This window comes from Buttiauxella cochleicola (genome assembly GCF_021283185.1).
Classification (GTDB): domain Bacteria; phylum Pseudomonadota; class Gammaproteobacteria; order Enterobacterales; family Enterobacteriaceae; genus Buttiauxella; species Buttiauxella massiliensis.
The window spans coordinates 147,269-167,760 of record NZ_JAJSOS010000007.1; the positions used below are offsets into that span (position 1 = coordinate 147,269).

The following is a 20,492-nucleotide window of genomic DNA, read 5'->3' on the forward strand; positions in this document are numbered from 1 at the left end:
TCAACCTATTAATATTTAAAGCTTAATTTGACTCGCTCTGCTGACACCTACGTAATCAGTACGATAATCGCACACAAACACCTGCCGGATGATTGCCCAATAGCTTGCTGAGTGGTTTGATTTAACGAACGATTAACGAATTATTGTTCGATAATCGAACACCTCAGCATCCTTCAGGACGTGCCTTATGACAAAGACAACAACGACAGATATTCAGGCATTTATTAACAATAATAAGTTTTCCAGATATCAGTGGATGATCCTTATCCTCTGTTTCATAACGGTGGCGTTGGACGGCTTCGATACCGCGATTATTGGTTTTATCGCCTCTGACCTGGTGCAGGAATGGGGCGTGCAGAAATCTGACCTTGGCCCGGTGATGAGTGCGGCATTGGTCGGATTGGCGGTGGGTGCGTTAACCGCTGGGCCAATGGCTGACCGCATCGGGCGCAAAAAAGTGTTGGTGTTGTCGATTCTGGTATTCGGTGGTTTTAGCCTGCTGACAGCATTTGCTACCAGTCTGACATCACTCGCTCTCCTGCGTTTCCTCACCGGGCTTGGTCTGGGTGCGGCAATGCCAAACGCAGCAACACTGATGTCAGAATATGCACCGGAACGTAAACGCGCACTGCTGGTGAACCTGATGTTTGTCGGCTTCCCGATTGGTTCTTCAATGGGTGGCTTTGTCTCCGCATGGATGATCCCGCATTACGGCTGGCAGAGCGTACTGGTGCTGGGCGGCGTGATGCCACTCATTCTTTCTGTGGTGCTGATGATTTGGCTGCCGGAATCCGCACGTTATCTGGTGGTGAAGAACAAACCGCAGAAAGATATCGCCACGATTTTAAAACGCATTGCCCCGCTGCCATCAGGCGAAAACCTGCGCTTCGTGCTTAACGAAGTCGGCGGCCATATCAAAGATAAAACCGCGCTGGGCGTGATTTTCTCGCCACGATATCTGGTGGGAACCTTAATGCTGTGCCTGACCTATTTTATGGGTCTGCTGATTTTCTATCTCCTGACCAGCTGGCTGCCGCTGCTGATTCGTGACACCGGCGCAACGCTCAGTCAGGCGTCGATTATCACCGCGCTGTTCCCGCTCGGCGGCGGCATTGGCGTGCTGATTATTGGTGCACTGATGGACAAGCTGAACCCGAATAAAGTCGTCGCGGTGGGTTATTTACTGACGGGCCTGTTCGTCTGCCTGGTCGGTTTCTCCACCTCAAGCCTGGTATTAATGGGCGTGATGGTGTTTATCGCGGGCACCATTATGAACGGCGCACAATCGTCGATGCCTGCGCTGGCGGCTGGTTTTTATCCAACCCAAGGGCGTGCAACTGGCGTGGCGTGGATGTTAGGGCTGGGGCGTTTCGGCGGGATTTTGGGCGCGTTTAGCGGCGCATTCCTGATGCAGGCCGAGCTGTCGTTCAAAACTATTTTCATGCTACTGGCAATTCCGGCACTACTTTCCGCCACCGCGTTGATGGTGAAATCCTGGGCGGGCCAGCGCGCATTGGCAGAGAACCGCGCCAATAACCACGAGCTGGATAAAGTTACGCAAAAAGCATGATGGAAAAATCTGTAAGCACGGCGGGCCAGTCCCGCCGTTTTGCGTAAAATGCATAACCATTTACAAATTTATACTCAAGCCCGCTCATCACAGGCTTTTCAATTCGTTATACCGCTTAGTTTTTTTGCTGAAACGCATAAGCCTGACGCTGCAAGAAAATAGTTAGCCTGAAAACCATCGGCACGCTTTTTTTCCAACTACTCTTAATAGGCTTCTTACCGTTCACGAGGTCGATGTGTGATTTATGAGGAGTTCTCGATGGAATACAAAGATCCAATGTTTGAGCTGCTAAGTAACCTTGAGCAGATTGTTTTTAAAGATAAGCATCAAACGATGGCACTTAATGATAAGCCCAATGCATTTTCTGAATTTGAACAACTTAGAAAAAGTACCGGGCTTAAGATTGATGATTTCGCCCGCGCAATGGGTGTGAGTGTTTCAATGGTACAGGAGTGGGAATCAAAACGACTCAGACCCTCCAATACCGAGCTGAAGTTGATGCGCTTAATGCAAGCGAATCCAACGATCAGTAAGCAGTTGATGGAATGATTTTGTACTTTGTACTCTGATTGCCTTGTCCCAAAATTGTTAACCAAAACCCCGCCTGAGCGGGGTTTGTCGTTTTGAAAGCTACGTAAATAGTATGAAACGAAACGGCAATGCTCGAAAATCTGACCTGTGTCACTCCCGTAATCACAAATCTAATCCATAACTTAATGAGGGTTATTAACACGTAAAGCAAAAGGAGGTTGTATGTCTAAGAAAATCCTGGTTCCTATCGATATTTCCGAAACAGAGCTGACACAGCAGGTTATCCCCCATGTAGAAGGGTATGCAAAGCAGGACGATGCCACGATCCACTTCCTGGCCGTCATCCCTGACTATACCTATTTTGCCGCTTACGGCCTGGGCTATACCTCGATTGCACCAGATGCCAGGGAAAGGGAAGCTGCCGCCATGGAATCGCTGAGCGAAATAGTGGCTAAATTTAACCTGCCTGAAGATCGGATTGAAAAGCATGTTCTGAGCGGTTCGCCGAAAGATCATATTCTCCAACTGGCCGATGACATTGACGCCGATGTGATTATTCTGGCCTCCCACCGCCCAAGCATGTCTACCTATCTTCTTGGCTCAAACGCTGCCGCCGTAGTTCGCCATGCAAAATGCTCAGTACTCGTGGTTCGCTGAATCATAAAAAACCCCGCGCTGCGGGGTTTGAGGTTAATGGCATATTTTTTCCCTGGCCGGATTAGCATCGCGACAACCTGTCTAATAAATAGCTAGCCCATTGATAAACAAGCGTAAACATTCAGGCGAAAAAAAACCCGCCGGAGCGGGTTCGTTAAAACAGCAGAGAACTTATTGCAGCAGAGAAATATCCGCAACCTGCAAGAACAGCTCACGCAGTTTGGAAAGCAGCGTCAGACGGTTAATACGCAGCTCTTTGTCTTCTGCGTTAACCATCACTTTGTCGAAGAATTTATCGACCGGTTCACGCAGCGCAGCCAGTTCTACTAACGCTTCCTGGTAGCGGCCTTCAGCGAAGAATGGCTCCAGTTTATCGCGCAAGATAACCAACTGACGGGCGAGATCCATTTCTTCCGCTTCTTTCAGGACCGAAGCACGCACGTGGTCTTGCAGCGTTTCGTCTGACTTCGCCAGAATGTTGGAAACACGCTTGTTCGCAGCGGCCAAAGCTGACGCTGCTTCCAGGGTACGGAAGTGCGAAACCGCTTTCATGCGCGCATCGAAATCTGCAGGTTTAGTTGGACGGCGAGCCAGCACGGCCTGGATGGTATCCACGCTGTGGCCTTCTTCCTGATACCAGGCGCGGAAACGGCCCAGCATAAAGTCGATGACTTCGTCGGTAACCTTCTGGTTGGTCAGCTTATCACCGTAAAGACGCACGGCCTCTTCGGTCAGAGTTTGCAGATCAAGCGGCAGGTTTTTCTCAACGATGATACGCAGAACACCAAGGGCTGCACGACGCAGAGCAAACGGGTCTTTGTCGCCTTTCGGATGCTGGCCAATGCCGAAGATGCCCGCGAGGGTATCCATTTTATCGGCGATTGCCACAGCACAGGCCACCAGGTTAGACGGCAGTGCATCACCCGCAAAGCGCGGCTGATACTGCTCGTTGAGCGCAACAGCAACATCTTCTGCTTCGCCATCATGACGCGCATAGTGCATGCCCATCACGCCCTGGGTGTCGGTAAACTCGAACACCATGTTGGTCATCAGGTCGCATTTAGACAGTAAACCGGCGCGCGTTGCGTGGTTCACGTCTGCGCCAATCTGGCCAGCAATCCAGCCTGAAAGGGCTTCGATGCGGTTAGTTTTGTCGCGCAGCGTACCGAGCTGTTGCTGGAACAGAACGGTTTCCAGACGCGGTAAGTTGTCTTCGAGGCGCTTTTTACGGTCGCTGTTGAAGAAGAACTCGGCATCTGCCAGGCGCGGACGCACAACCTTCTCGTTACCAGAGATAATCTGAATCGGGTCTTTCGACTCGATGTTGGCAACAAAGATAAAGTTCGGCAGCAATTTGCCGTCGTTGGCGTAAACCGGGAAATACTTCTGGTCACCTTTCATGGTGTGAACCAGCGCTTCCGCAGGAACGGCGAGGAACTTCTCTTCGAATTTCGCGGTCAGAACCACCGGCCATTCCACCAGAGATGTCACTTCTTCCAGCAGGCTTTCGCTCAGGTCAGCGTTGCCGCCAATCTTGCGAGCCGCTTCTTCAGCGCCTTCTTTGATAACCGCTTTACGCTGCTCGTAGTCGGCAATGACTTTGCCGCGGGTGAACAGAATTTCAGGGTATTGATCGGCATTGTCGATGGTGAATTCTGGCTCGCCCATAAAGCGGTGGCCACGAATCACACGGTCAGATGCGATACCCAGAATGTTCGCTGGAATCACTTCGTCACCCAACAGCAGGGTCACAGTGTGAACCGGACGCACGAATTGGGTGTTGTTATCGCCCCAACGCATCAGTTTTGGAATCGGCAATTTGGTCAGCGCGGTGGCAATCATCGCAGGCAGAAGGGCTTGTGCGCTTTCGCCTTTAACGTGGGCGCGGTACATCAACCATTCGCCTTTATCCGTCGCCAGACGTTCAGCCTGGTCAACGGTGATCCCGCAACCGCGAGCCCAGCCTTCAGCGGCTTTGCTTGGTTTGCCTTCTGCGTCAAATGCCGCAGAGATAGCCGGGCCACGTTTTTCAACTTCACGGTCAGGCTGAGACTCCGCCAGATTAGAAATTTTCAGGGCCAGACGGCGTGGGGCTGCAAACCATTTTACTTCGCCGTAAGCGAGGTTAGCCGCATCCAGTTCCGCAGTAACGTTTGCAGCAAAGGATTCAGCCAGGCTGCGCAGGGCTTTTGGTGGCAGCTCTTCAGTGCCAATCTCCACCAGGAAAGTTTTTTCAGACATGGCAGCCTCTTATTTGTTCTTATTGCACATCGGGAAGCCAAGCGCTTCACGAGAAGCGTAATAGGCTTCGGCCACGGCTTTAGTCAGAGTACGAATACGCAGAATGTAGCGCTGGCGTTCGGTAACCGAGATGGCCTTACGGGCATCAAGCAGGTTAAAGCTGTGCGCAGCTTTCAGAATGCGTTCGTAAGCAGGCAGTGGCAGTGGGTTTTCCAACGCCAGCAGGTGCTGCGCTTCTTTCTCATACTGCTCGAAGCAGGAGAACAGGAAATCCACATCGGCGTGTTCGAAGTTATAAGTTGATTGCTCAACTTCGTTCTGATGGAACACGTCGCCATAAGTGGTTTTACCCAGCGGGCCGTCGCTCCAGACCAGATCGTAAACGCTGTCGACGCCCTGGATGTACATCGCCAGACGCTCTAAACCGTAAGTGATTTCACCGGTAACAGGTTTACATTCCAGGCCGCCAACTTGCTGGAAGTAGGTGAACTGAGTCACTTCCATACCGTTGAGCCACACTTCCCAGCCCAGACCCCAGGCACCCAGCGTTGGGTTTTCCCAGTTGTCTTCTACGAAGCGAATGTCATGAATAGTTGGGTCCATACCCAGCTCTTTAAGCGACCCAAGGTACAGCTCCTGAATGTTGTCAGGAGAAGGCTTGATCACCACCTGGAACTGATAGTAGTGCTGTAAGCGGTTCGGGTTTTCACCGTAACGGCCATCGGTAGGACGGCGAGATGGCTGCACATATGCAGTCGCCATCGGCTCTGGCCCTAAAGCCCGTAGGCAGGTCATTGGGTGAGAGGTGCCGGCGCCGACTTCCATGTCCAAAGGTTGAACAATGGTGCAGCCCTGGCGCGCCCAGTAGTCCTGTAAAGTCAGGATCAGGCCTTGAAAGGTCTTGGTATCAAACTTTTGCATGTTGATTTCGCACGCGTTCGAGAGGGTTAAAAAGGGAAGCGGTCAGTATACACTCAAAACCATTCGAGTTGCATCAAGACGGCAACTGAATGAATCCCCTGGAGCTTAGTAGACTAAGCGGCTGGGGTGAGTGAAGGCAGCCAACGCAGAGGCAACTTGAAGGGTGACGAGTGTACCTGTTGAGGGCATGTATACAGCCTGAATACACGCGTAATATCCGGCTGTTTGCCTTGTGTTGCGGCTTTATGTCGTCGAAAGGTGTAAGAATTGACCACTTTCGTCGAATGAGCAGGTAAACCCTTCCCGGCGAACAGTGCTGCCTTGAATCTCATAACTACCCTGATACTGCTTAAAATCGACAACGCTAATCTGTTGCTCGCGGGTGTTATAACGATATGCAGCTTCCTGCCGACAGGTTTCAATCATCGCATCACCTTCAACAATAGGGTGTTGTGCGACTTGCGCGTATTGCGGTTGTTGCTCTGGTGTACTGCAAGCGCTCAATAACAGAACGCAAAAAACGAGAGCCCAGCGGCTATTTTTTATTTTTGGCATCATCATTAGTTATCTGTAAGTTAAAATCTTTTCTGTTATTCAATAATTAACAGGTATTGAGCATTCTGCAAACCCGCATGACACCTTACAAGGGTGCTTACGCAAACTCAGATTAATACCCGCTTAAAACACCAGAGGAACGAATGCAGCAGAAAATTAACTGGATTGATAATTTACGCGGGATTGCGTGCCTTATGGTGGTCATGATCCACACCACAACCTGGTACATCACTAACGCCAATATTGTCACGCCATTTAGTTGGGATTTGTCGAACGTACTCAATTCTGCTTCTCGCGTCAGCGTTCCACTGTTTTTCATGATTTCAGGTTATCTGTTTTTTGGTGAGCGCAGCGCACAACAACGCCACTTTTTGCGTATCGTCACATGCTTGCTGTTTTACAGCATAGTTGCGCTTATCTATATCAAGTTGCTCACCCCTATCAACGCTGGGCTTTCGCTGCGGTATATCCTGCAAAAACCAATGTTCTATCACCTGTGGTTCTTCTTTGCGATCATGGTGATATACCTGCTTTCACCGTTGATTCAGGTGAAAAAGGTTAATGCGATGGTGATTCTGGGGCTGATGGTTTTACTCGGTGTTATCGCCAACCCGAATACCGTGCCGCAGACGCTGGGCGGGGTGAAATGGCTGCCGATTAATTTATATATTCGCGGCGATACGTTTTATTACGTGTTGTATGGCCTGCTGGGCCGCGCGATTGGCATGTATGAGACGGATAAACGCTGGATTAGCGGGCTGGCGGCGGGAATTTTTGCGCTGTGTATTTTTTCGATTTCGACCGGCACGCGCCACCAGTTAGAAGTGAACGGTAATTTTGCCGATACTTTCTATGTTTATTGCGGGCCGCTGGTGTTTATCGCGGCGATTAGTTTATTGGTCGTGGTAAAAAACTGCCTTAATAACAGGCCATTGCCGGGTTTGGCTTTAATTTCTCAGCATTCGCTAGGGATTTACGGCTTCCATGCGTTAATTATTCACTTCTTGCGCACTCACGGTTATCAGCTAACCAGCTCGCCGGTCCTCGACATTTTGTGGATTTTCGGCGCAACACTCACAGGAAGTTTACTGCTGTCCATGGGATTACAGCGGCTGGATACGCGAAAATGGGTGAGCTAAGCATTCCTGGCGCGGGCACGGTGCAACTGGCGGGGCGAAGAAAAACCAGCAGCTATGGCCGCCTGCTCCATGCGTTGCCCCTGCAATAAGCGCTGTTCGGCGACTGCCAGGCGCAACTGCTCGAGATAATCCCGCACTGAAATCCCCAAATGCTGTTGAAAAAGCCGTGATAAATGGCGTGAGCTAACGTGAACTTTGTCGGCAATTTCCTGCACATCCCACGCCGATTCCGGTGCGGCTGACAACAAATCCTGCGCACGATGCACGGCCGGGTGGATGTGGTTGCGATAGCGCAGCCAGGGCGATAATTGCGGGTCATCACCCGAACGGCGAAACCACACCACCATTTCACGCGCCACGTCGAGTGCGGCTTTCGGGCCGCAGTAGCGGTTAATCAGATGCAGCGAGAGATCAATCCCGGACGTGATTCCGGCGCTGGTCCAGATGCCCCGGTCTTCGACAAAAATGCGGTTTTCTTTTACCTGCGCGGTGGGCGCTGCTGCGCGCAATCTTGCCAGCACATCGTGGTGAGTGGTGCATTGCACGCCATTCATCAGCCCCGCTTTCGCCGCCAGCAGCGAACCGGAACAGACGCACATTAAGTTGAGTTGCTGGCTGTGAATTTGCGGTTGCAGGCGCGTCAGCCAACGGCGCACCGCTTCAGCCTGTGGCGTATCAAAATAGCGATTCGAATCGCAAACGCCCGGCAACACTAGCAAACTACCTGCCGGGAAACTTTCCGGCAGCGGTTCGATACCGGAAAAATCGAGCCCAATGGAAGTAGTAACTTGTGGGTCCGGGCCGATGAAATGCAGATGAAATGCATCACCTGCCAACACCAGCGTTTCCGCAGGGCCGCTCAGGTCAAGAGACAGAACACCAGGCAACACAACGAACCAGACCCCAATACTCATTATAAAGACTCCAGGCACTCGGCAACGGTTTGAATTTGCGCAAAACGCCCTGCCAGCACGGTTTCCGTGCGATGACGCAGAGTTTGCGTATCCAGCGTAACCCCTTTCCAGCTCATCGGGAAGGTGAGCATCGCTTCGCTAACAAATGAAACACGATAACCCAAATCGGACGCCACTCGCGTGGTGGTTTCGCAACATTGTTCGGTACGAATACCGCAGATAATCAGGTGGTTAATGTCACGCTGGCGCAGCCACAGATCGAGGCCGGTATCGGTAAACGCGTTGTGTACGTGTTTCTGGAACGCGACATCAGCGTGGTGCTGCAAGAAAGGTATCGCTTTAACGTAGCCGGAAGCCAGCGAGAACGGGCCTTCATCATCAACATGGAAGATATCCACCACCGGTATTTTCAAATCCTGGCAGCCGGAAATCAGCTGCGAAATGGCTTGCTGGAATGCCGGAAAGTCATCTTCTTGCCAGTATTCACGATGGAAAAAAGATTGCTGCGTGTCGATATTAATCAGAGCGGAACGGGACATTTTCGGACTCCTAATCACTGGGTATGAACCCATTGTGACAAGGGTTAGCGTAGTTGCTAATACCAAAAACGGACAGAGTGAGGGTGAAATAGGACCAGATGAAATCTTTGAGATTGTGTCGGATGGCGCTAACGCTTATCCGACCTACGAAACACCAAGCCTTTGTAGAGTGGATAAGCGCCAGCGTCATCCACCAGCCCTTATAAACTGTGTTACTCTCCAGCCTGAAACCTTTCGGAGAAAACCATGATCAGCAAGGCAGCGCGCCCAACGATAAGCGACGTCGCAAGAGCGGCAAAGACCGGTAAAACCAGTGTTTCCCGCTATCTTAACGGCGAGCAAAATGTCCTGTCTGACGACTTACGTTTGCGCATCGAAACCGCCATTGCTGAACTCGATTACCGTCCAAGCCAGATGGCTCGCGGCCTGAAACGTGGGCGCACACGCTTAATTGGCCTGATCATCGCCGATATCACCAACCCCTACTCTGTCGATGTTCTAAGCGGCATAGAAGCGGCCTGCCGTGAAAAAGGCTTTACGCCGCTGGTCTGTAACACCAATAACGAAGTGGATCAGGAGCTACATTACCTGGATTTGCTGCATAGCTATCAGGTGGAAGGCATCGTAGTGAACGCCGTAGGTATGCGCGAAGAAGGGTTAAATCGCCTGCAACAATCCGCCCTACCGATGGTGCTTATCGATCGGAAAATCCCGGATTTTGCCTGTGATGTGGTCGGGCTGGATAACACTCAGGCTGCAACCACGGCAACCGAACACCTTGTAGAACAGGGTTTTGAAGCCATTCTATTTCTGAGCGAACCACTTGGCACGGTGAACACTCGCCGCGAACGTCTGCAAGCATTCCGCACAACGCTCAAACGCTATCCTGGTATTGTCGCCGAAAACGCCGAAGTGCCTTTGCATGAAGCCGATTTGATGGATAACACGCTGCGCCAGTTCCATTCCGGCCATCGGGGAATGCGTAAAGCGGTGATTTCCGCAAACGGCGCACTCACACTTCAGGTGGCCCGCTCCCTGCGGCGTATCGGCCTGCACTGGGGCTCCGATATTGGCCTACTGGGGTTTGATGAACTCGAATGGGCCGAGCTTGCGGGTGTTGGCATCACCACGCTAAAACAACCGACCTGGCAGATTGGTTACGCTGCTCTCGAGCAAGTCGTAAAGCGTATCGAAGGCGGTAGTGACACCGTTTATGAGCAGGTCTTTTCTGGCGAATTAATCGTTCGCGGCTCCACCACCCGTTAATCAATGTTCGTGATAGCGATCATAAATTAGACACTGCTGGCTTTTCTTTGGAACCGGTTCCATCTAGCGTAATAGTTATATTAGTTAGATGAGCCAGGCCGGAGAATTTTATGCCGAGAAAAATTATTGTCGTCACTGCCGCTTACGGGCATGACCGCATCGCAGCACTAGGCGGGCAACACGCCCTGCTGCCAATTATCGCCAATGCCGGAGCTGACGGCGTGGAAATCCGTCGCGAATTGTTTAGCCGCACTCAGCTTGATGCATTGCCAGAACTGGCGCAGCAAATCGCCGACCATCAACTAGAATCCTGTTATTCCGCGCCGGAACCGCTGTTTGTGGAAGACGGCAAACTCAATCCGCTGATCCCTTCTTTGCTGCTTGAAGCTCACCAACTCAACGCAAGCTGGCTGAAACTTTCACTCGGCCATTTTCGCGGCAGCCAGCAGTTCTCTGTTTTGCAGCAGTGGCTGGCACAAAGCGACGTGGCTTTGGTAGTGGAAAATGACCAGACCAGCAGCGGCAAACTTGCTCCAATGCAACGCTTCCAGGCCGCCTGCAATGTGCTAAACCTTCCTGTGACGCTCACTTTTGATATGGCCAATTGGCTATGGGTTGAAGAATCGCCAGAAGCTGCGGCACGCGTACTTGCACCGTCGGTCAGTTATATCCACGTGAAAGCCGCCGTAGCGCACCATTATCACTACCGGGCGATTGCGCTCGATGATGCCGAACCTCGCTGGCTGGAACTGCTTAATAGTCTGCCAGCAGATGCACCACGTGGGATTGAGTTCCCGCTTGAAGGCCGCGATTTGACGGCTGTAACCCGTCATTACGTCAATTTATTACGCGAGGAGTAAGCGATGTCGACACAACTTGATGTCATTACCATTGGTGAAGCGATGGCGATGTTTGTCGCAAAGGAAACCGGCGATTTAGCCGCCGCAGAGTCTTTTGTTAAACGGGTCGCGGGCGCAGAACTGAACGTCGCCACCGGGCTTGCGCGCCTTGGGCTGAACGTGGGCTGGGTTAGCCGTGTGGGCAATGACTCTTTTGGCCGCTACGTACTACAACAACTGGCAAAAGAGGGGATCAATAGCCACGGCGTGACTACCGATGAGCGCTACGCAACAGGCTTCCAGCTTAAATCTAAAGCAGAAAATGGAACCGATCCCATTGTGGAATACTTCCGTAAGGGGTCCGCCGCCAGCCATCTTTCTGTTGCTGATTTCAACGAAGAGTACTTTTGTTCGGCACGCCATCTGCATTTGAGCGGCGTGGCGGCAGCGCTTTCTGCCAGCTCATTAGAACTGCTCAATCACGCAGCGAAAGTGATGAAAGAAAAAGGCAAAACGATTTCGTTCGACCCGAATCTGCGTCCGGTATTGTGGAAAAGCGAAGCGGAAATGGTGAAGCAGTTGAATAAACTCGCTTTCCAGGCCGACTGGGTTCTGCCGGGCCTGAGCGAAGGCGCAATCCTGACAGGCCACAAAACCCCGGAAGCGATTGCCGATTTCTATCTCGACCACGGCGTGAAAACCGTGGTGCTGAAAACCGGTGCTGACGGAGCGTGGTTTAAAACTGCCACTGGCGAGAAAGGCGCAGTAAATGCGGTGAAGGTCGAGAATGTTGTCGACACCGTTGGCGCTGGCGACGGCTTTGCCGTAGGGGTGATAAGCGCCCTGCTCGAAGGAAAATCCTTACCACAAGCAGTTAGCCGCGGTAATAAAATCGGCTCACTGGCGATACAAGTCATCGGCGATAGCGAAGGGTTACCCACCCGAGCGGCGCTTGGCGAATAAACTAAGATTGCGTCAGCTGTGCCCTACACTCGGCATGATGCGTCTCTCCTCAACATAGAGGCTTGCCTATGAAAACCCAGTCCCTTTCATCAAAGATAATCGCGCCAAAACGTTGGTGGTACATCATGCCAATCGTGTTTATCACCTACAGCCTGGCGTACCTTGATCGTGCCAACTTTAGTTTCGCTTCCGCCGCAGGCATTAACGAAGACCTCGGCATCACTAAAGGTATTTCGTCGCTGCTGGGAGCACTATTCTTCCTCGGTTATTTCTTCTTCCAGATCCCAGGGGCGATGTACGCCGAGCGCCGCAGCGTACGCAAACTGATCTTTGTCTGCCTGATTTTATGGGGTGCTTGTGCCTCATTAACCGGCATGGTCAGCAACATTCCAGCGCTGGCGGCGATTCGTTTTATCCTCGGCGTAGTTGAAGCCGCCGTGATGCCAGCAATGCTGATTTACATCAGCAACTGGTTTACTAAATCTGAACGTTCGCGGGCTAACACCTTCTTAATTCTTGGTAATCCGGTGACGGTGCTGTGGATGTCTGTCGTTTCCGGCTACCTGATTCAGGCATTCGGCTGGCGCGAAATGTTTATCTTTGAAGGTATTCCGGCGGTCATCTGGGCATTCGCCTGGTGGGTGCTGGTAAAAGATAAACCGACCCAGGTTGGCTGGTTATCTGATGCTGAAAAAGCGGCGTTGCAGGCGCAACTTGAGAAAGAACAAGAAGGGATTAAAGCGGTACGTAATTACAGCGAAGCCTTCCGCTCGCGTAATGTTGTGCTGCTTTGCATGCAGTATTTCTGCTGGAGCATTGGCGTATATGGATTCGTGCTATGGCTGCCATCAATCATCCGTAACGCAGGTGCCGCGGGCATGGGAATGGTTGAAGTTGGTTGGTTGTCATCGGTGCCGTATCTGGCAGCGACAATTGCCATGATTGTTGTCTCCTGGGCCTCGGACAAAATGCAAAACCGTAAGCTTTTTGTCTGGCCATTACTGCTTATTGGCGCGTTTGCATTCCTCGGCTCCTGGTTGGTAGGTGCCGATCACTTCTGGGTTTCCTACACTCTGCTGGTGATTGCTGGTGCTGCAATGTATGCACCTTATGGCCCATTCTTCGCGATTATTCCGGAAATGCTGCCGCGCAACGTTGCCGGTGGCGCGATGGCATTAATTAATAGCATGGGCGCTCTCGGTTCGTTTGTTGGCTCCTGGTTTGTTGGTTACCTTAATGGCGCAACCGGCAGCCCGGCCGCATCCTATGTATTTATGGGGGTAGCATTGCTTGCCTCGGTGTGGCTAACTCTGATAGTGAAACCGGCGATAAACCAACAAGTTCCGGTGAGAGCACACCACGCCTAATTTCAAGTCGGGCGGTCGTTATACCGCCCGGCGATTTTTAAACTGTTCAACGGAGAACGCCATGAAGCCGTCCGTCATCCTCTACAAAAAGTTACCTGACGACCTGCTTGCCCGTCTTGAAAGTCACTTTACCGTCACTCAAGTCAGTTCACTGAGTGCTGAAAATCTCCAAAAAAACGCGGATGTTTTCGCTAATGCGGAAGGGATTTTGGGTTCCAGTGAAACGGTCGGAAAAGAGTTTCTGTCCCACACTCCTAAGCTGCGTGCGGCTTCGACGGTGTCCGTGGGCTATGACAATTTTGATGTCGATGCCCTGAATGCGCGTGGAATTGTACTGATGCACACGCCAACGGTGCTCACCGAAACCGTTGCGGACACCATGATGACGCTGGTGCTGGCGACGGCTCGCCGCGCGGTGGAAGTGGCTGAACGCGTGAAAGCCGGTGAGTGGAAAGGCGGTATTGGCGCGGACTGGTTTGGCATCGACGTGCACCATAAAACGCTGGGGATTCTCGGCATGGGCCGCATTGGCCTGGCGCTGGCACAACGGGCGCATTTCGGCTTCAACATGCCGATTTTGTATAACGCACGTCGCCATCATCAGGAAGCGGAAGAGCGCTTTAACGCCCGTTATTGCGACCTCGACACCCTGCTGGCCGAATCCGATTTCGTCTGTATTTCCCTGCCGCTGACCGATGAAACGTATCATCTGATTGGTGCGGAGCAACTGGCGAAAATGAAGTCTTCAGCGATTTTGATTAACGCCGGGCGCGGGCCAGTGGTCGATGAAAAAGCATTAATTCAGGCACTGAAAGACGGCAAAATTCACGCCGCCGGTCTGGATGTGTTCGAGCAAGAACCGCTGCCAGTGGACTCGCCACTTCTCAGCCTGCCGAACGTTGTGGCGCTACCGCATATCGGTTCCGCAACGCATGAAACTCGATACAACATGGCGGCTTGCGCGGTGGATAATTTGATTGCGGCGCTGAGTGGAAATGTGAAAGAGAACTGCGTGAACCCGCAGGTATTGAAGTAATGTATTGCGGCGGATGACGCTTGCGCTTGTCCGCCCTACGGATTTATCGGCGTTTAATTAAGATCTTGCATTAACTTATCAAAAACCTCATCTCCGTCAGATAACTTACCTGTTTCAGCCTGGACGGAGGAACGAATAAGTTTATCGCGCAAAGCCTGCAATTTAGACATATCAACGGCTCTTTCCGCCGCAGCAAGACTATGAGCATTTTGTAATTTCAACCACACATCAGCAGAACTTCCGATCACGACTGCCAGCTTAACCGCCATTTCAGGCGTAAGCGCTGCTTTTTCAGTTAACAATCGGCTTGCTGTTGAAGGTGCGATATCCATCGCTTTGGCAAACTCACGCAGGCTCACGTTAAGTTCATCAAGCGCTTCCTGAATAATCGCTCCTGGATGTGGGGGATTTTTCATTTTCATTAGTGGTAGTCCTCGTAATTTAAGATCCAGGCATCTGATGATACCCTGGATTCTGTTCCCTTGTAGGGAACACTACCATTACTGTTCCGCATCGCGCAACAGCATTTGCTTAGAAGCTTCGCAAAACCTGAATTTTAAGCAAAATAAAAGGGATGAACCTTAAAGGATCATCCCTTTTTAAATTCGGACTTTATTAGAAATCAGTCTTAGAAAAACCGGTCATTTCTTCGAGGTCCATCTCACGGCCTAACGCCGTCATTGGATGCACGATAACCAGGCCGCGCACTGCTTTCTTCAGAGCGCCCATGTTGGCTTGTTCTTTCTTAGTGATGGGACGCTTGTACGGCAACGCCATCAGTTTTTGTGCTTCTTTGCTCAGCTTCTGGTTACGCACCGCTTGCAGGCGAACGATCTCAATTTCCAGTTTCGCTTTCTCTTTTTCCATCTCAGCGTACTTTTCAGCATCGTTGATCAGATGCAGTTCTGGCATCTCGTGACGGATAAGATCGAGGCGATCGCTCAGGCGTTTGATTTCTGCTTTTTCGATTTCTTTCATTTTTGATTAACCGTGAATAAAGTTCATTGCTGGCAAGGATACACCATTCGGCGTGAGAGGGACTTACTTCTGGAAGGCTTTTTTTAAGCTGATCCGGGAGATCAGCTCGGTCAAAGAGAGCACCATCGTCGATCGAACAATTTGTTGATAGCGCTGTTTTTGCATGGCAAACAGCTCGGGATCGCTGCCATCAACAAACTTTGGCGTCGGCGGTAGAGCAGAAACACAGTGCAGTTCACCGAACGGGCCGAGCATTTCATCGTCGGTAAAATTATATTCGCTACCGTCGTGATTCAACTCTTCGCGCAGCGCCATAAGCAGCTCGCAATCTTCGTACTCTGGGCGATTAAGCACGCCGAGACCGTAGATAAGTTTGAGACGCACGGAAAGATCCCCTAACGGGCCATCGCCATCCAATAACGGTTCAACCGCGTATTTTACCGCATAATCGTCTTTACGGAAGACCTGCAACACCAGGATATTCACCGCTTCGGTAAGAAGCTCAACCGCGGTGATCAGCAGGCTGCGTACGGTTTTACCGGCATTAAGACGCTCAAGCACACGGTTTTCAAAGGCCTGGGTTTCTTCCATCTTTGCCTACATCACTAAAAGTATTATTGGGTGCAGCCACTTCTTGCCGCACCCGCTTTCCATCACTATTTGCCGTTGTATGCGCTCACCGCTTCTGCCACAACATCGCTATTGGCATCGAGGCCGGAGATTTCAGCAAGCGTCGCCTGCGGGCCTTTTTCTGCCAGTAATTTCTCAAGTTCTTGCGCTTGCGGATCTTCCGCGCTGCGGTAATGCATCGCCGCAGCAATACCTTTGATCAGGTATTGGCGTGGTAAACCGTATTCGATAGTGCCCAGCAGCGGTTTAATCAGACGGTCGCCCGCACTCAATTTACGCAGCGGCTGGCGGCCAACGCGCTCCACATCATCTTTCAGATAAGGGTTCTCGAAACGACCAAGGATTTTCTGGATGTAGGCTGCGTGCTTGTCTGCATCAAAACCGTAGCGCTTGATCAGCACCGCACCACTTTCGTCCATTGCACCTTTCACGACGCTACGGACTTTTTCATCCAGAATCGCATCGCGAATGGTCTGATGACCGGCCAGTTGGCCAAGGTATGCGGTTATAGCATGCCCGGTATTCAGCGTGAAGAGTTTGCGCTCAACAAACGCCATCAGATTATCAGTAAGTTCCATGCCAGGAATGTTCGGGAGATCACCTTTGAACTGGGTTTTATCAACAATCCATTCGCTGAATGTTTCAACCGTGACTTCAAGCGGGTCATTAGTGGCAGATTCTGACGGTGGAACGATACGGTCAACGGCAGAATCAACAAAGCCAACGTGCTGCTCAACCCACGCTTGATCATCTTCTGAAAGCGCCTTCATGACATGAGCTTTAAGCTGGCTGGTGCCGCGCACCATATTCTCGCAAGCGATGATGTTCAGCGGTTTCTCATTACCGTTGGTACGACGCAGAACCAGACCTTTCGCCACGGCTGGTGCAATGCGTTCAAGCACGACCGGGCCGACTGCCGTGGTCACCAGGTCCACATCGGCAATCAGGGTAATAACTTCATCGCCAATGCTGCTAACAGCATTAACATTGGAAACGGTATCGATTTGCTTTTGCTCGCCAACAACGTGAACCTGGTAGCTATGGCGCGCATTCAGCGCGTCCAGCACAGTCTGGTTCACATCGGCAAAGGTCAGTTGAATACCAGCGTCTGCCAGCAGTTTTCCGATAAAGCCACGTCCGATATTACCTGCACCAAAATGTAATGCTTTCATGTCGTTCACCTTCTTAAATTTGAATTACCCGAGAGGGTTCGGGTGAGGAGGTTTGTGGTATTGACCACCCTCACCAGAACCCTCTCCCATTGGGGAGAGGGAAATGGAGACTTACTTCTTACCTGCCAGCAGGTCGAGAACTTCCTGAACACTGGTGGTATTCGCCAGGCGATCAATTACTGAATCATCATCCAGCGCGTTGGTCAGGCTGGTGATAACCTGGATGTGTTCGTTATTGCGAGCGGCAATACCGATAACCAGGCGGGCAATATCATCAGTTTCTTCACCGAAGTGAACACCGTGTGGATACTGGCAGAACACAACGCCGGTTTTCAGTACGCGGTCTTTCGCTTCAACTGTACCGTGTGGAACGGCGATACCTTCACCCAGATAAGTTGGGGTCAGTTTTTCACGCTCAAACATCGCATCAACATATTCAGGCTGGACGTAACCACCGTTCACCAGTTGCTCACCCGCAAAGCGAATGGCTTCTTCTTTGTTGGTGGCCGTCAGGCCGAGGAACACGTTGCCCGCACCCAGGCGGAACAGCCCTTCTTCGCTTGGTACAAAGCTGTCTTCCAGGCTGGTCATCACCTTCACTTCTTTCTCGCTCAGGTTATGGGAGGCCACCAGACGCTCGGTCAGGTTGGAGTACAAGCTGCTGTCGAGGAAGTTGGTCAGGGAAATATGCTGTGCCTGTGGAACCTGGCGCATCGCACGCTCGGTCAGGTCACGGTGGGTAATCACCAGGTCAACATCATCCGGCAGGCTGTTGATTGCACAGTTAGTCACGGAGATATTTTTCAGGCCTGCATCGCTGACTTTCTTACGCAGCACGCCGGCACCCATAGCACTTGAACCCATACCTGCATCACACGCTACGATGATTTTACGTACGTGGCTCAGGTCGTTAGACAGACCAGCACCTACCGCCAGTGGCGCAGTTGCACCTTTGGATTCAGCTTTCATCTCTGCCATGCGGCGAGCGGCTGCTTCGATATCGTCTTCTTCTTTAACTTTGCTGGTTTTCAGCAAGATGGCTGAAACCACGAAGGACACCACTGTTGCTGCCACGATTGCTGCGATGTTCGCGAAGTACGCACCTTTTGGAGTCATCGCCAGAACCGCCAGGATAGAACCCGGAGATGCCGGTGAAACCAGACCGCCGTTCAGGATAGTCAGAGTGAACACGCCAGTCATACCGCCGAGGATAACGGCCAGAATCAGACGTGGGTTCATCAGCACATATGGGAAGTAAATTTCGTGGATACCGCCCAGGAAGTGGATGATTGCCGCGCCGCCCGCAGACTGCTTAGCATTACCACGACCAAAGAACATGTACGCCAGCAATACGCCCATACCTGGACCTGGGTTTGCTTCAATCAGGAAGAAGATTGATTTGCCCAGTTCGTGGGACTGCTGAATACCCAGCGGCGAGAAGATACCGTGGTTGATTGCGTTGTTCAGGAACAGGATTTTCGCTGGTTCTACGAAGATAGAAGCCAGTGGCAGCATGTCATGGACAACCATGAAGTTAACGCCCGCCGCCAGAACTTTGGACAGGACTTCAACCGCAGGGCCGATACCCATGAACGCCAGAATCGCCAGAATCATACCGATGATGCCAGCGGAGAAGTTGTTCACTAGCATTTCAAAGCCGGATTTGATTTTGCCGTCTACCCACGCGTCAAAATGTTTAATCGCCCAGCCACCCAGAGGACCGGCAATCATCGCACCGAGGAACATCGGCATATCCGCACCGACGATAACACCCATGGTGGTGATTGCACCCACCACACCACCACGGTCACCACCAATCAAACGACCACCGGTATAACCGATGAGCAATGGCAGCAGATAGGTAATCATTGGGCCTACCAGTTTCGCCAGTGTTTCACTTGGCAACCAACCGGTCGGGATAAATAAGGCGGTGATAATACCCCAGGCGATAAACGCGCCGATATTTGGCATTACCATGTTACTCAGGAAACGACCAAAGCTTTGCACTCTGATCTTGATATCGGATGACATACGCACACCCCTTATTGTGTTTACGCGCTGAAAAGCAGCCCGAGGTTTATTGTTAATGTGGTGGCAAGCAACGCTGCCAGATGCTCTAAGTGACGCAAATCTGGCACTGAATCGTTAAGGTGTCCAGCAGGCTAGATTTTGTGTGACTAAGATCACTCATTGCAGGGTGTGGTGAGGCATGATCAGGCGATCCAGATCACATAATTGGTGTGTAAAAAAAACACAGCGGCTAAATTTTGCTCACCATTGACGCCTTTGTGTGATTAACATCACATTTCACGAGAGGTACTTTGTTATTTAAATGTGATGAGATTCACAAAATATTTTACGTGGATTTTTGCGAGTGTGATCCAGGGCAAATCGGGCATAGGGAGAGAATGGATTTTGTCAGAAAATTACAGCGCAGCGGCAAACAACATCGTGGGATCCCAGGCGTCTTAAGTCTTCCTGATCCATACTTACCCTTTGTCGATTAAAATGGACGATGTAATGAAACTTATCGGTAATTACACCAGCCCGTATGTGCGCAAAATCTCAGTGATCCTGCTGGAAAAGGGCATCACGTTTGAGTTTGTAAACGATAACCCCTGGACTTCAGAAAGCACCACGCCGCAATACAACCCGCTGGGCAAAGTCCCGGCGCTGGTCACCGGCGATGGGCAATACTGGTTCGATTCACCGGTAATTGCCGAATATCTTGAGCTGTTGGATATCGCCCCAGCCCTCATCCCACGCGATCCATTAGCTGCACTGCAGATGCGCCAGATAGAAGCGCTGGCCGATGGCATTATGGACGCGGCTCTGGTTTCAGTACGCGAACGCCAGCGCCCGCCGGAGCAGCAATCTGAAACGGAACTACTACGCCAACGTGAAAAAATAAGCCGCAGCCTGACACTGCTCGAACAGTACGTCGCAGATAAAAAACTGGATGCGGAAAACCTAAGCGTCGCGACCATTGCGGTGGCATGCGCTGTGGGCTACCTCAATTTCCGTCGCGTTTCGCCAGGCTGGTGTGTCGATCGCCCACATTTAGTCAAACTGGTGGAGAAACTTTTCGAACGTGAAAGTTTTGCACGTACTGAACCGCCAACAGCATGATCTCCCGCCATGACAGGGGGGCAACTCCCCCTGTAAACTATCGCA

At 51.5% G+C, this 20,492-nt stretch carries 19 protein-coding genes and 1 pseudogene; 10 read left to right on the forward strand and 10 right to left on the reverse strand.

Going from position 1 to position 20,492, the window contains the following annotated elements; genetic code table 11:
• The first annotated feature begins 187 nt into the window (after positions 1-187).
• The 3 genes from LVQ76_RS12645 to uspF all read left to right on the forward strand — a co-directional run bounded on the left by LVQ76_RS12645 (position 188) and on the right by uspF (position 2,758).
• Entirely contained in the window at positions 188-1,570 is a 1,383-nt protein-coding gene (locus LVQ76_RS12645) for an MFS transporter (RefSeq protein WP_232921783.1), read from the forward strand.
• 258 nt (positions 1,571-1,828) lie between these two features.
• Positions 1,829-2,119, forward strand: coding sequence for an HTH-type transcriptional regulator (locus LVQ76_RS12650; protein WP_151993734.1), 291 nt, complete (start codon positions 1,829-1,831; stop codon positions 2,117-2,119).
• A 204-nt stretch (positions 2,120-2,323) separates the two neighbouring features.
• Positions 2,324-2,758: a universal stress protein UspF gene (uspF, locus tag LVQ76_RS12655; RefSeq protein ID WP_151993735.1), complete on the forward strand. Its 435-nt coding sequence runs from the start codon at positions 2,324-2,326 to the stop codon at positions 2,756-2,758.
• A 171-nt stretch (positions 2,759-2,929) separates the two neighbouring features.
• Here the strand turns inward: uspF and glyS are convergent, their stop codons facing one another.
• The 3 genes from glyS to LVQ76_RS12670 form a co-directional block, all read right to left on the reverse strand.
• A complete protein-coding gene (gene glyS / locus LVQ76_RS12660) occupies positions 2,930-4,999 on the reverse strand; it encodes a glycine--tRNA ligase subunit beta (RefSeq protein ID WP_232921784.1) in 2,070 nt (689 codons plus the stop codon).
• A gap of 9 nt (positions 5,000-5,008) precedes the next feature.
• Positions 5,009-5,920 carry a glycine--tRNA ligase subunit alpha gene (glyQ, locus tag LVQ76_RS12665; RefSeq protein ID WP_034460421.1) on the reverse strand — a complete coding sequence of 304 codons (912 nt, stop codon included), beginning with the start codon at positions 5,918-5,920 and terminating at the stop codon, positions 5,009-5,011.
• Between the two features lie 243 nt (positions 5,921-6,163).
• Positions 6,164-6,481, reverse strand: coding sequence for a YsaB family lipoprotein (locus tag LVQ76_RS12670; protein ID WP_226812018.1), 318 nt, complete (start codon positions 6,479-6,481; stop codon positions 6,164-6,166).
• 137 nt (positions 6,482-6,618) lie between these two features.
• On the opposite strand from LVQ76_RS12670, the gene LVQ76_RS12675 reads away from it, so the two are divergent.
• Positions 6,619-7,614, forward strand: a complete 996-nt coding sequence (locus tag LVQ76_RS12675) for an acyltransferase (protein WP_232921785.1) — start codon at positions 6,619-6,621, stop codon at positions 7,612-7,614.
• Here LVQ76_RS12675 and LVQ76_RS12680 read toward each other — a convergent pair.
• Together LVQ76_RS12680 and LVQ76_RS12685 are read right to left on the reverse strand one after the other, a co-directional pair.
• Positions 7,611-8,528: a GlxA family transcriptional regulator gene (locus LVQ76_RS12680; protein ID WP_232921786.1), complete on the reverse strand. Its 918-nt coding sequence runs from the start codon at positions 8,526-8,528 to the stop codon at positions 7,611-7,613. The two genes, LVQ76_RS12675 and LVQ76_RS12680, sit on opposite strands and share 4 nt — an antisense overlap.
• Complete coding sequence (locus tag LVQ76_RS12685; protein ID WP_232921787.1) at positions 8,528-9,067, reverse strand: isochorismatase family protein; 540 nt, start codon at positions 9,065-9,067, stop codon at positions 8,528-8,530. The genes LVQ76_RS12680 and LVQ76_RS12685 overlap by 1 nt, the downstream gene beginning before the upstream one ends.
• Before the next feature lie 246 nt (positions 9,068-9,313).
• Here LVQ76_RS12685 and LVQ76_RS12690 point away from each other — a divergent pair, with 246 nt between their 5' ends.
• From LVQ76_RS12690 to ghrB, 5 genes are all read left to right on the forward strand, one after another.
• A complete protein-coding gene (locus LVQ76_RS12690; RefSeq protein ID WP_232921788.1) occupies positions 9,314-10,333 on the forward strand; it encodes a LacI family DNA-binding transcriptional regulator in 1,020 nt (339 codons plus the stop codon).
• A 110-nt stretch (positions 10,334-10,443) separates the two neighbouring features.
• The gene (locus LVQ76_RS12695; RefSeq protein WP_232921789.1) at positions 10,444-11,193 is read left to right on the forward strand and encodes a sugar phosphate isomerase/epimerase family protein; all 750 of its coding nucleotides are present in this window, start codon (positions 10,444-10,446) and stop codon (positions 11,191-11,193) included.
• Between the two features lie 3 nt (positions 11,194-11,196).
• Positions 11,197-12,135, forward strand: coding sequence for a sugar kinase (locus tag LVQ76_RS12700; RefSeq protein WP_232921790.1), 939 nt, complete (start codon positions 11,197-11,199; stop codon positions 12,133-12,135).
• A gap of 68 nt (positions 12,136-12,203) precedes the next feature.
• Positions 12,204-13,502 (forward strand): MFS transporter, encoded by a 1,299-nt coding sequence (locus LVQ76_RS12705; RefSeq protein ID WP_232863861.1) that lies wholly within the window; start codon positions 12,204-12,206, stop codon positions 13,500-13,502.
• 61 nt (positions 13,503-13,563) lie between these two features.
• A complete protein-coding gene (ghrB, locus tag LVQ76_RS12710) occupies positions 13,564-14,538 on the forward strand; it encodes a glyoxylate/hydroxypyruvate reductase GhrB (protein WP_151993746.1) in 975 nt (324 codons plus the stop codon).
• Between the two features lie 53 nt (positions 14,539-14,591).
• On the opposite strand, the gene LVQ76_RS12715 is transcribed toward ghrB, so the two are convergent.
• The 5 genes and pseudogenes from LVQ76_RS12715 to LVQ76_RS12735 form a co-directional block, all read right to left on the reverse strand.
• Positions 14,592-14,960, reverse strand: coding sequence for a HigA family addiction module antitoxin (locus LVQ76_RS12715; RefSeq protein WP_232863863.1), 369 nt, complete (start codon positions 14,958-14,960; stop codon positions 14,592-14,594).
• A 193-nt stretch (positions 14,961-15,153) separates the two neighbouring features.
• A complete protein-coding gene (locus tag LVQ76_RS12720; protein WP_232863864.1) occupies positions 15,154-15,516 on the reverse strand; it encodes a YibL family ribosome-associated protein in 363 nt (120 codons plus the stop codon).
• A gap of 63 nt (positions 15,517-15,579) precedes the next feature.
• Positions 15,580-16,159: pseudogene (mtlR, locus tag LVQ76_RS12725) on the reverse strand (mannitol operon repressor MtlR).
• Positions 16,160-16,172: 13 nt separating this feature from the next.
• The gene (gene mtlD / locus LVQ76_RS12730; protein WP_151993750.1) at positions 16,173-17,318 is read right to left on the reverse strand and encodes a mannitol-1-phosphate 5-dehydrogenase; all 1,146 of its coding nucleotides are present in this window, start codon (positions 17,316-17,318) and stop codon (positions 16,173-16,175) included.
• 111 nt (positions 17,319-17,429) lie between these two features.
• On the reverse strand, positions 17,430-19,349 hold the full coding sequence (locus LVQ76_RS12735) for a PTS mannitol transporter subunit IICBA (protein WP_232921791.1): 1,920 nt from the start codon (positions 19,347-19,349) through the stop codon (positions 17,430-17,432).
• Positions 19,350-19,838: 489 nt separating this feature from the next.
• On the opposite strand from LVQ76_RS12735, the gene LVQ76_RS12740 reads away from it, so the two are divergent.
• Positions 19,839-20,447, forward strand: coding sequence for a glutathione S-transferase (locus LVQ76_RS12740; protein WP_232863867.1), 609 nt, complete (start codon positions 19,839-19,841; stop codon positions 20,445-20,447).
• Positions 20,448-20,492: the final 45 nt, after the last annotated feature.